The 10,434-nt window shown below is 37.9% G+C and carries 10 protein-coding genes and 1 tRNA gene; 3 read left to right on the top strand and 8 right to left on the bottom strand.

The window, feature by feature from the left end:
• The 5 genes from D017_RS08125 to D017_RS08105 all read right to left on the bottom strand — a co-directional run.
• On the bottom strand, positions 1-2,387 hold a 2,387-nt coding region (locus tag D017_RS08125; protein WP_160164967.1), incomplete at its 3' end, for a PKD-like domain-containing protein.
• A gap of 496 nt (positions 2,388-2,883) precedes the next feature.
• Positions 2,884-2,968, bottom strand: a tRNA-Ser gene (locus D017_RS08120).
• Between the two features lie 167 nt (positions 2,969-3,135).
• Complete coding sequence (locus D017_RS08115) at positions 3,136-4,158, bottom strand: asparaginase (protein ID WP_035335817.1); 1,023 nt, start codon at positions 4,156-4,158, stop codon at positions 3,136-3,138.
• The gene (locus D017_RS08110) at positions 4,155-5,276 is read right to left on the bottom strand and encodes a glycerol acyltransferase (protein ID WP_035335815.1); all 1,122 of its coding nucleotides are present in this window, start codon (positions 5,274-5,276) and stop codon (positions 4,155-4,157) included. Before D017_RS08110 ends, D017_RS08115 begins: the two co-directional genes overlap by 4 nt.
• A gap of 70 nt (positions 5,277-5,346) precedes the next feature.
• Positions 5,347-6,123 carry a TatD family hydrolase gene (locus D017_RS08105; RefSeq protein WP_035335814.1) on the bottom strand — a complete coding sequence of 259 codons (777 nt, stop codon included), beginning with the start codon at positions 6,121-6,123 and terminating at the stop codon, positions 5,347-5,349.
• A gap of 121 nt (positions 6,124-6,244) precedes the next feature.
• Between D017_RS08105 and D017_RS08100 the strand changes: the two genes are divergently transcribed.
• Entirely contained in the window at positions 6,245-6,682 is a 438-nt protein-coding gene (locus D017_RS08100) for a retropepsin-like aspartic protease (protein ID WP_035338117.1), read from the top strand.
• A gap of 136 nt (positions 6,683-6,818) precedes the next feature.
• Positions 6,819-8,339, top strand: a complete 1,521-nt coding sequence (locus D017_RS08095) for a GH3 auxin-responsive promoter family protein (protein WP_035335813.1) — start codon at positions 6,819-6,821, stop codon at positions 8,337-8,339.
• 73 nt (positions 8,340-8,412) lie between these two features.
• Here the strand turns inward: D017_RS08095 and D017_RS15575 are convergent, their stop codons facing one another.
• Together D017_RS15575 and D017_RS08090 are read right to left on the bottom strand one after the other, a co-directional pair.
• Complete coding sequence (locus D017_RS15575) at positions 8,413-8,547, bottom strand: hypothetical protein (RefSeq protein WP_343215413.1); 135 nt, start codon at positions 8,545-8,547, stop codon at positions 8,413-8,415.
• A gap of 35 nt (positions 8,548-8,582) precedes the next feature.
• The gene (locus tag D017_RS08090) at positions 8,583-9,044 is read right to left on the bottom strand and encodes a hypothetical protein (RefSeq protein WP_343215412.1); all 462 of its coding nucleotides are present in this window, start codon (positions 9,042-9,044) and stop codon (positions 8,583-8,585) included.
• Between the two features lie 60 nt (positions 9,045-9,104).
• Between D017_RS08090 and D017_RS08085 the strand changes: the two genes are divergently transcribed.
• Entirely contained in the window at positions 9,105-9,824 is a 720-nt protein-coding gene (locus tag D017_RS08085; RefSeq protein WP_035335812.1) for a DUF6503 family protein, read from the top strand.
• On the opposite strand, the gene D017_RS08080 is transcribed toward D017_RS08085, so the two are convergent.
• A complete protein-coding gene (locus D017_RS08080; RefSeq protein WP_035335810.1) occupies positions 9,825-10,379 on the bottom strand; it encodes a hypothetical protein in 555 nt (184 codons plus the stop codon). It lies immediately after the preceding gene.
• Positions 10,380-10,434: the final 55 nt, after the last annotated feature.

The following is a 10,434-nucleotide window of genomic DNA, read 5'->3' as shown; positions in this document are numbered from 1 at the left end:
GCTGAGGCTGGACCAGCATCCACTTCTGGTGCAGGTGCAATAGTTACGGTAATTGTTTCCGTTTCTCCTTCACATCCAGAATTTGAGGTTGCTTGGACTACATACTCTACCGTCAAATCTCCCGCGGTAGTATTTGTAAATACATCATTAGCAATTGCGTTAGAAAATAACACTGGCGCGACTGATGCATTAGAACTTGCAGGAATTAATCCCGCTTGTGGAGTTACACTAACGAGCCTCCACGATTCAGCTGCGACACTTGTGGTTCGTACATCAAGATTTACACCGATAGGCATATCGCTACATACCGTTGTGTCGAGCAAATTAGACACAACTGGTTCAGGATTAACGGTGACTGCTATTTCAAAGACATTTCCGTTACATGCTCCTGGATCTTCATAGGTAACGGTATATATAATGGTAACAACATTTGCCGTTGTATTTATATACGTATCTGTAATATTGTCTGTCACTGGGGTTGTACGATCTGCTCCTGCAGGAACATTACCCTGATCTGAAGAAGAGACAGTATAAGTGGTATCAAAAGTATTCAAGCCTATATTTAATTGCTCTCCTGAACATACAGTTTCTGATAAGGCTGGAAATGGTGGAGTAGCAATCTGAAGGTTCACCTCTTCTCTAATAGGATTAACACATCCAGTTCCTGTATCACTAATCTCAGCAAAATAAGAAATGGATCCTATAGTGGTAAGTTCTGGATCATTTCCGGGAATTGCATTCCCACCAGTTAACGCATCATACCAAGTAACCGTCGTCCCTGCGGCTACTACAATTGCATCATTTGCTCTCAAGTAATCTGCTGGAAGAGGAGGGTCTGTAGCAGTACAAACTGTTAAATCCTGTGAAGAAGTGAGCTGCGGTTGTCGATTTACTGTAACTGCAAGCTCAAAAGTTTCTCCTGGACAGTTATTAGGTGCAGGACCTGTAGGAGTAATTGTATATGTAAGAGTTATAGGAGCTAAACTTTCATTAGTAAATGTTCCTGAAATAACATTTCCAGAACCATTTGCAGGAGCCGGAATTACTCCAGGGTTTGAAGATGTTGCACTATACGTAAAGCTATTTCCTGTAGAAAGCGTAGTAAGATCTCTCAAATAGAACTCATCAGAACAGACTGCATCTGAAGCGTCTGTACTAGATGGAGCTTGAAAAATTGTTAAAGTGATGTCTGAACGAATTGGGTTTGAACAACCATCACTATTTGTTATTTCTCCATAATAAGTAGAAGAGCCAACTGAGTCCTGAATTGGATTAGGAATAATAACACCTGCAGTAGGAGCATCATACCAAGTTACGCTCTCTCCAGGTTGTAGTGAGAGATACAAATTGGCATCAAGGGTTTGGGTTGGTGATTGCTGACACTCTTCTATAGTCGTAGAGCTAACTGTAGGCTGCGGCAACACTCTCGCTGTTGCAGAATCTGAAAAAGTTTCTGTACATCCGGGTTCTCCCGCATATGTCATCTCTAAAAGGAGTTCATAAACACCTGACGTAGTACCAGCGGTAACGGTGACAGTTTGTTGATTTGTATTCGTGAGTGTAATATCACCTTGACCTACTGACCATGAATATATTATAGGTCTATCTCCAGATGAATCTGCAGTAACTGTGGTAGATTCTCCTGGGCATAAATCTGTTGACCCAAGAGGATTATTTAAAATTGGCTCAGAAAGTACGTCCCACGTAATACTATCAATACGTGCACAATTTCCTGGCGAAGGACAAGGACCGTCAGTTTCATTTCCGCTGTTTCCAATTGTACCACCTTTTGATCTCAATTCTAAACTTACAATACCATCAACTGCTAGCGCTGATATGTCATCACCTATTAATTCTATAGTAATTGTACTTACAGTACCCGTACATTCGCCCAACCCACTTGGAGGTATCCCACCTATTATTTCATTGTTTTCATCTATGACCACAATCCACTCTGTACCACTATTAAAGTCACCTTGGGTACTAATTACCGTAGTTGCACTTGAGCAAGTAACTGTTTCCGTTGCTGGAACTGAAAAATTATATAGAAAATCGGGCCCCTCTGTTCCTACTTGACAATATTGAGCATCTGTTAAATTTCCAGCAGTTACCGCTTCATAGTTACCTGAAGTAGCTGCTCCAGCAGGTGTTTCATTTGTAATATCTATATCCACAACGATACCTGCATCTCCTGGATTTGCGCCTCCAGCAGGAATAGGACTATAAAATTCATTAACAATTGCTTGAGTTATTGTCGCACAACCTGGCTTAGATTGAATTTCAGCTAAAGTCTGAGTTTGTGCATAAGCATTCAATCCACACACAAAAACAGCTGTGAAAAGAAACAAGAACGATAGAAATTTTGAATGGGTAGTTTTATGAATCATACGTGATGATTTTAAAAGGATTTGGGTCAGTTAGAACTGTGAACTAGTATTCAATGTTTTGACACTAGATTTTTTTTCAAGGGAGAAAGATAAACAACTTCTAAATCATTACAAAAAATTATTAGAAGTTATCAACAGTCAATCTGACAATTGCGACAAAAAATCGATTTCAATAGATTAAATGACGCATTCATGATAGTTACACATAAATTACAATTAAAATTTTAGCAATTAAGAATTACTTTCTTTTATTTCAGAAGATGATTTACACGATGGTCAAATTCAATACTCATTTTGCAAAATTGACAACTAATTGTTTTGAAGAAAATTCTTCAATTAAGACTCACATATCCCACACGTACTTACCACCAGCTCAAGAAGCTACTTTAGAGTGTGATTGGTAAGATCCTAGATACTATCATCTATATTACAGATCTAAACATATAATATACATGTCAAAAAAAAAGTGCTACACTTTAAAGTATAGCACTTACAGCAGAGAGGAAGGGATTCGAACCCTCGATACGTTGCCGTATACACGCTTTCCAGGCGTGCGCCTTAAGCCACTCGGCCACCTCTCTATTATAGACGTAAAGCAATTGCTCTACAGATATTTATCCTTTACAATAGCTGATTACAACTCACTAATGTGAGTATTTTAAATTTTCGCGAAAGCGTATAAATCATACTCTTTCTAAAGGATTGCGAAATAACAAAAAAATAATAACTCATTCAAGAGTTACACACTTTATGTGAGCTCTCCTCTTAAAGAAGTTTCAAAGACTGTTTTAAACACTTTAGGCCCGAGCTCCTGCCCTAGTAAATACATCATTTTTGTAGTGGCGGCTTCTGTAGTCATATCACCTCCATTAATAACTCCCATTTTCTTTAAGGCTACACTAGTTTCATAATTGCCCATGTGCACACTACCAGAAATACATTGTGTTATATTTACCACAGGGACACCTCGCTTGATGGTTGCTTTAAGAGCATCTACAAACCATGGTTGCGTAGAGGTATTTCCAGCTCCAAAAGTTTCTAAAACTACTCCGCGCGTACAAGGAATGTTAAGCATACCCTCTACTAAGCACTGCGAAATACCAGGATATATTTTAAGTAGTAAAATCTCTGTAACTAAGGTTCTGTGAACTTTAAGTGGTTTTTTATTCGGTTTCCAGAGTGCATCTTCATTAATAGTGAGATGTACTCCTGAGGTGAGGAGTTCTGGATAATTAGGAGAAGTAAACGCTTCAAAATTTTCAGCACTTATTTTTGAGGTGCGATTTGCTCTGTATAGCTTGTACTCAAAGTAGAGACACACTTCAGTTATAAGTGGTTTATTACGTTTTCTCAAAGCAGCTACTTGAACTGCAGTAATTAAATTTTCTTTTGCATCTGTGCGCAAATCTCCTATAGGAAGCTGTGATCCCGTAAACACCACAGGCTTAGATAGATTTTCTAGCATAAAGCTTATGGCAGATGCGCTATAACTCATGGTATCGCTACCGTGCAGCACTACAAAACCATCATAGATATCGTAACCCTCTTTAATAAAATCACAAAGCTCGTTCCAATAGGTAGGGTTCATGTTTGACGAATCAATCACGGTATCAAATGAGGCGGTGCTTATCTCACAATCTAGCAATCTAAGCTCTGGGATTTTTTCAAGTAATTCATCAAAGTTAAAAGCTTTTAAAGCTCCCGTTTCATAATCTTTGATCATACCTATAGTACCACCTGTATATATTAAGAGAATTTTAGCCTTGCTCATACTTTTTCTGATTGTACTACTGGGTTTGCATACATTAATAAGAAACTGTCTACCTCTATCTGCTTTTCTTTATCTACTCGCACTTCTAACCTACGTTCAAAATGACGTAATTCTTTCTCATCATAATGAGCGCTGTACTTATTGCTTTTATGGTATAGATCATATGCAATATAATTAGACGGCCACAACTTATAATGCTTCCATATTATAGTATCTAAAGCGCTGGCAAATGCTTGTAGCTTATCATTATCACTTGCATAATCCTGAGCAATTTGATCATAAATCTCCTCTGGCATTGGTGCCGCAGCAATATGTATATTTCTTTTATTTCCTAGCGCACCTTTAAGGATGCTATTAAAATCTTCGTTTGCTGTTTTTATGTAAGGTACATTCTCTTGTTTTGCCACAACCTCTGGCACCTTTAAAATATCTGTAGGATCATACTCATAAGAGATGGCAACTCCTACTATGTTGAGCTCTTTGAGATACTCCATTAGTGGCGTCTTGTCACGAGCAATGGTGATCATCTTGAGTACGCCTTGCTGTGTTTTATCAAGTCCGTCTTTTGTTCTTCCTTCTCGCTGTGCTACCCACACAGACCTATTTGATACTAGTAAGTGTTTTATATATTCCGACAGTAGCTTTGAGCTCATTAACATCTCACGTGGTGACTGTCCTCTTAGCACCAAGAAATTTCTATTAAGCTTAGACAGCTCCATTAAAAAATCTTTCTGCACAAGGTTGTCCCCTATTGCAGAGGCTGTTGTTATAAGACCATGATCTATAAGCGTCATATTAAGTAGTGACGTGTCAAGTACAATATCACGATGATTTGACAGGTATAGATAAGACCGCTTTCGCGAAAGCGTATCAAACCCACTACACGTAAAATCTTCGGCGCTTTTATCAAGTAAATTTGTTACCGATTTATAGATGACTTTTTCTTGAAAGTCGGCTATTGAAAAACAGGTACTCAGAACCTCTACAATTTCTTCTTGTGTTTTATCTGGAAATGTAAATTGCAGTAAAATCCTAAACATAGGATGTCTTGCTGCCTGAAGTAATGCCTGGTTTACTTCATTATCATTATAAGGGCGTATATGATCGAATCTATTCAAAATAGTCTGGATTGTTTGTCACAAAAGAACAAAATATTTTGAGTCTTCATCTACTATTTACGAGAAGATACTATGCACGCTTTGTAAAAAATACTTCATCTGCATTACTAGAAGTTATTGCCGCGATTTCATCTAAAGGTTTTTGATAGATTGTCGCCAACTTTTCGGCTACTAAAACCACGTAGCTGCTCTCATTGCGTTTACCACGATACGGCACTGGGCTTAAATAGGGTGCATCTGTCTCTAGTACAATATGGGATAATGATATCTCTGCTAGGAATTGATCTATTTTACCATTTTTAAAAGTTGCTACACCACCTATCCCAAGCTTCATGTTGTAACTGATGGCCTGCTCTGCTTGTTCTTTAGTTCCAGAAAAGCAGTGAAAAATCCCAAAGAGATCATCTCCTTTCTCACTTTCTAGCACTTCAAAAACTTCGTCAAAAGCCTCTCTACAGTGTATAACGATAGGTTTTTGATACTTTTTGGCGAGTTGTATTTGTCGTTTGAAAGCATCTCGCTGAATTTCTAAAGTAGACTTATCCCAATACAAATCTATCCCTATCTCTCCTACTGCATAAAAATCACGAGCGGCAAATTGCGCCTCCACATGCGCCAGCTCTTCTTCGTAATTCTCCTTAACATGCGTAGGATGTAGACCCGCCATTAAAAACATATGATCTGGATAGTTTTTTTCTAACGCATACATACGCTCTGTATACTCAGAGTCTATCGCAGGAATAAAAAATCTATTTACACCAGCATCAATTGCTCGTTGTATCATCACGTCCTGATCTTCATCAAAAGACTCGCTGTATAAATGGGTATGGGTATCTGTAAAATTCATAGAGCACAAAAATAGCTAGCGCATAGAAAAGAGAGAAGGGAAAACACATAAACTTGAGCAATGCTTCACAAAGCTACAAGTCTATAGGATTGTAGTATTTTTGAGTAATACACTAATAGATATGCCGTCATTACGCGAGTTTCTACTTTCAAAAAAATATTGCCGTTCACGCCTCTTCCCTACCGTGACTAATCATCTTGAAATGAAAGCAAAAATTAATGGTGTAGAAGGTTCCTTTATACTTGATACAGGAGCCTCTAGTTCGTGCATAGACTTTGAATTTGCAGCGTTGTTTGGGCTACTTTCTGAAGACAGTGAAGTCCTAGCTGCAGGTGCTGGCGCAACTGATATGATTACTAAGCTTTCGCGAAAAAATACCATTACCATTCAAAAATGGGAGTATAAAAAATTAGACATCGTCCTCTTTGATATGTCACATGTAAATACAGCACTGAGAAACCACGATGCCGAACCCGTACACGGAATTCTAGGAGCAGATGTACTCAATGCAGGAAAAGGGATTATTGATTATCAATATAATTGCCTGTATTTAAAGTAGTTCACCACTAGGGGTCTAGCAAACAATACAACAACATTATCTTTTCACAATTCTTCCTTAAGATTGGGTTAAACTTGATATAATCTTAACTAGAGCAATCGTCAGTTTTAGCATATTTGTAAAAACAACTACAACCATGGCTATACTAGGATCTATTATCAAAAGCGCAATTGACTTGAAGGATACATTATCTTCAGAGATTAATCCTATACAAGAGCAGGAGCAAGTTCTAGCAGACATGCTAGATACGGCAAAGGATACCGCCTTTGGTAAATACTATGGATTTTCGCAGCTACTTGAAGAAGAAGATACAGCGGCGGCATTCTCAAAAATGGTTCCTTATCACGATTATAACCAGATGGATAGTATGTGGTGGGATCGCATAAAGCACGGGCTAGAAGATATCACCTGGCCTGGAAAACCTCACTATTTTGCTCTTTCCAGTGGCACCACAGGAAAAACAAGCAAAAGAATTCCAGTAACGGAGGAAATGGTTGCTGCCATAAGAAGCACCAGTCTCGCTCAAGTATCTGCCCTAGCGCATTATAACCTACCAACAGACTTTTTTGACAAGGAAGTAATGGCATTGGGAAGCTCTACAGATCTTAATGAAAATGATGAATTCTTAGAAGGCGAAATAAGTGGTATTACAGCTAGTAATATTCCGTTTTGGTTTAAAGGATTCTACAAACCTGGAGAAGATATTGCTAAAATAGAAAACTGGGACGAACGTGTAAAAACTATTGCAGAGAGAGCAAAAACATGGGACATAGGCGCACTAAGTGGTATCCCATCATGGATGGAACTTATGCTTAAAGAAGTTATTGCATACCATGGTGTAAATAATATACATGAGATCTGGCCTAACCTACAAGTTTTCACGAGTGGAGGCGTTGCTTTTAAGCCATATGAGAAGAGCTTTAGACAGCTCCTAGGCAGAGATATTACGGTAATTGACACTTACCTTGCATCAGAAGGATTTATGGCTTACCAGAGCAGGCCAGAGACAACTGCCATGAAGCTTTCTACAAATGCTGGTATTTACTTTGAATTTGTACCCTTTACACCTGAGTATATTAACAATGATGGCTCACTATCACAAGATGCACCATCTCTTACATTAAAGGAAGTAGAAACAGACGTAGATTATGTGCTTATTATAAGCACGGTCTCTGGCGCGTGGAGATATCTCATAGGCGACACCATCGCATTTACTGATGTTGAAAGAGCAGAGATCAAAATAACAGGACGTACTAAGTTTTTCTTAAATGTAGTAGGCTCTCAACTTTCTGTGAATAAAATGGAAACAGCCTTAAGAGAACTTGAAGAACAATTTGATATTAAAATACCTGAGTTCACATTAAGTGCAAAAAAGATAGACGGAGAGTTTTATCACTGCTGGTATCTAGGCACTACGGCGACTACAAATGAAAGCAAACTTGCAGAAGCTCTAGATAAAAGTTTAAAAGAAGCAAATAAGAATTATAAAGTGGCTAGAGGAAAATCTCTTAAAGGAGTAAAAGTCACCACAATGGACCCTAATATTTTTCACGAATGGAGTGGTCAAAACAAGAAAAAAGGAGGCCAGGTAAAAATGGAAAAAGTGATGGATGAAGAGAAGTTTAAAGCCTTTGAAGACTTTGTATCAAAACAATAACTATAACTTTACAAACTAAGAAACGGCTATAACTTTAAAGTTATAGCCGTTTCTCATATACTTAGACTAAAGCTTAATGCTGCTCTTCTAATAAATGCATCACTTCCTCTGGAGACATATATAGACTACGCAGACGTTCTTTGTAAGCCTCAGAGATATTTGCGTGATCTAGAATAAAGTTTTTAGTTTTTAAGATATAAGTACCCATTCCATGAGTAATGGCATATACATCTGCCGTGCGCTCTACTTCTTTAATATGAGGCCAGAATACAAATACTTCAGCCCAAAAACCAACATCCCAAACCCAGAACGTTCTCTATAATCCATCACATGACCAAGCTCATGCCCTAGCCATCCAGTAACCACATCACTGGGCACTTCAGAAAAATTAAGTTCATCTTGGTCAATTTGTATTGTTCTTGATATAAGAATGATATACTCACGCTTTTTACGAGACTTCAAGAAGCTTGCCCATCGCGGTTGCGCCTGCATGGTAGATTTCTTTATGTTATCTTTAAATTGAAAAGTAATTGCAGTATTCCACAACTCTGGATAGTGTTCTAAAGCAAGAATGGCTTCATCATATATTTCTTTGGGGATTACTTTATTCTCAAGATTGAGAACCGCATCTTCAGTAGGTATTACATCTTTCTCTATCATACTTTTAAAGTAAGGTTTATCTTCTCCCTGTGCTGTTAAGAGCATACTAAAGTTAGTTAGGATAATCCAAAAAGCAATGTGTATCTTCATCTTCAAAACATAGGTATGAAAAAATTATTAATAACGAGTATTGTTTTTTGTCTCGCTTTCGCGAAAGCGGACTTAGCACACGCACAATCATTAAGACCAGTCACAGGTGCTGAAATCATTAAAAAATCTATAGCATACCACGATCCAAATGGTCACTGGCCAACCTTTAAAGGGGAATTCATCTTGTCACTTGAAATGCCAGAAAAGGCCGCTAGAAAAAGTGTCATTACACTAGACATTCCAAATGAATACTTTAATCTCACCACAGAACAAGATGGTGACACATCATTTAGGGAGATAAGTAATGATACCTGTAAATATACAGCTGAAGCTGGAGAAGTAAACACCACCACCGATAGCGATGAGTGCGAGAGAACAAGAATGTATCGGGATTACTACTCCTACTTATACGGGCTTCCTATGAAGCTTAATGATCCAGGTACTCAGATAGATCCTACGGTTAAAAACATCACTTTCAAGGGGAAAGAGTACATCGTGGTAAAAGTGACCTATGACGAAGCTGTAGGTTCAGATGTTTGGCAATTTTACTTTAACCCATCTACGTATGCTCTAGAAGTATATCAATTTTTCAAAGGCACAGATGAGACTACAGGCGAGTATATTCTTCTTGATGACATAGCAGTCATAGAAGGAATTAAAATGCCAAAAAATCGAGCTTGGTATTACAACAAGGATGATGGATACTTAGGAACAGATATACTTATAAAAGATTAATCACTTATCCTTTTGCACGGTCAAAATAGCCTGCTTATAGTTGCGCATACTATAATATTCTTTGTGCAATGAGGAAGCATACTCTTCTACCCTTGCAAAATTTGCATAAGATGGATTAAGACCATCATTAAACTCCTCGTCTGAGATAAGTAAAGCGATATACCACGTATCGCCATAATCTCTTACAGGGTCATCATTAAATATGGCTGGAACTCCGTTTTCTTCCATGATTTTATTAGCCATAGGCCTAAGTAGGTTAACAGTTTTAGTGTTTTTACTTACTTCATAAAACGAGACGTAATAATTATTTCCATCCAGGACTACTGGGACATTATCTTCTACGTAATTGTGCTTTAGGTCATACTTTGTATTTACGTAGGTATAAAACTCATCGGCAGCTTTTGGGTCTGTAAAAATGTACGAATATCTTTTAGGTAGCTTTTTATTGAACTTTTTTGCTTTTTTAATGGATCCATTACTCAAATCAGGAGCTATTGCTACCGGAAAGCAAGATTGTAAAATAACTAAACAGAGTAACCCTAACAAATACCTCATTTCATGTGTTTTAGACAAAGCAACAAACAATATACCAAAAACCCCGCTCCCATTA

The sequence above is a fragment of the Dokdonia sp. PRO95 genome (assembly GCF_000355805.1).
Taxonomy (GTDB): Bacteria; Bacteroidota; Bacteroidia; order Flavobacteriales; family Flavobacteriaceae; genus Dokdonia.
The sequence above is the reverse complement of the archived record's forward strand: the minus strand, read 5'-3'. Positions and strand labels throughout refer to the sequence as shown.

Bases quoted from the DNA above. Each gene is read 5' to 3' on its own strand.
- D017_RS08115 (WP_035335817.1), bottom strand. From the start codon at position 4,158: ATGAGCAAGGCTAAAATTCTCTTAATATATACAGGTGGTACTATAGGT.
- D017_RS08105 (WP_035335814.1), bottom strand. From the start codon at position 6,123: ATGAATTTTACAGATACCCATACCCATTTATACAGCGAGTCTTTTGAT.
- D017_RS08100 (WP_035338117.1), top strand. From the start codon at position 6,245: ATGCCGTCATTACGCGAGTTTCTACTTTCAAAAAAATATTGCCGTTCA.
- D017_RS08095 (WP_035335813.1), top strand. From the start codon at position 6,819: ATGGCTATACTAGGATCTATTATCAAAAGCGCAATTGACTTGAAGGAT.
- D017_RS15575 (WP_343215413.1), bottom strand. From the start codon at position 8,547: ATGGGTACTTATATCTTAAAAACTAAAAACTTTATTCTAGATCACGCA.
- D017_RS08090 (WP_343215412.1), bottom strand. From the start codon at position 9,044: ATGCTCTTAACAGCACAGGGAGAAGATAAACCTTACTTTAAAAGTATG.
- D017_RS08085 (WP_035335812.1), top strand. From the start codon at position 9,105: ATGAAAAAATTATTAATAACGAGTATTGTTTTTTGTCTCGCTTTCGCG.
- D017_RS08080 (WP_035335810.1), bottom strand. From the start codon at position 10,379: ATGAGGTATTTGTTAGGGTTACTCTGTTTAGTTATTTTACAATCTTGC.